Source organism: Corallococcus sp. CA041A (assembly GCF_003612075.1).
Classification (GTDB): Bacteria; Myxococcota; Myxococcia; order Myxococcales; family Myxococcaceae; genus Corallococcus; species Corallococcus exiguus.
The window spans coordinates 1-891 of the sequence record NZ_RAWF01000567.1; the positions used below are offsets into that span (position 1 = coordinate 1).

At 64.1% G+C, this 891-nt stretch carries 1 pseudogene; it reads right to left on the reverse strand.

The window, feature by feature from the left end:
• Window positions 1-12: 12 nt before the first annotated feature.
• Window positions 13-746, reverse strand: a pseudogene (locus D7V77_RS46140) (IS5 family transposase); the annotation flags it as partial.
• Window positions 747-891: the final 145 nt, after the last annotated feature.

Here is an 891-nt window from a genome sequence, read left to right on the forward strand (position 1 = left end):
TAGGGGGTGTCCCTAATTGAGCCACATCCGAGTGCAGGCGAGGTGGATGAGGGCAAGGTAGTTGCGGGCTGTCTTCTCATATCGAGTCGCGAGGCGGCGGAAGCGCTTGAGGCCATGGAAGAACCGCTCGACCAGATAACGAAGGGCGTAGAGCTTGCGGTCCTTCGAAAGGGCTCTGGGGCGCTCCGGCTTGGAGGCGATGACGGCCTTCATGCCGAAGAACTTGAGCAGGGCGCGGAACCAGTCCGCATCGTACCCGCTGTCGGCGATGCAGGCCGCGCCCACCGCGTGCATTATCAGGTCGTCGGCCTTGGTCATCTCGTGCCGCTGGCCGGGCGTCAGCTCGATATGGCGTGGCCGTCCTCGGCTGTCGACGAGGGCATGGACCTTGGTCGAAAAACCTCCTCGAGAGCGTCCCAGAGCGTTGTGTTGGACCCCCCTTTTCCTCCCGCGGCGTCCAGATGCGCCCGGATGGTGGTGCCATCAAGGATGGACGCTTCGTCCCCCGGCACGGGAGGATTCGACTCGAGCTGCACTTCCTTGAAGAGCCGCTCCCACACGCCGCGCTTCGACCAGTTGTTGAAGCGGTTGTACACGGACTTCCACTTGCCATATCGACCGGGCAGATCTCGCCAGGGGCTGCCGGTGCGGGCGAGCCAGTACACGGCGCTGACAAACAGACGCTCGCCTTTGAGCGAGTGCCGGCCCCGCCGCGGAGGCAGAAGCGGGCGGATGCGCTTCCATTCCTGGTCGGTGAGTTCATGTCGGTGCATCCCCTGGGGTAGGCAATGGCCCCGCTTCAGTGCAACCCCACCTGCTGATGCTCGGCCGAGGGCACGACTGCTACCCTCGGCCGCAGTTCATCTTCTCTCGTTTAGGGACACCCCCTAG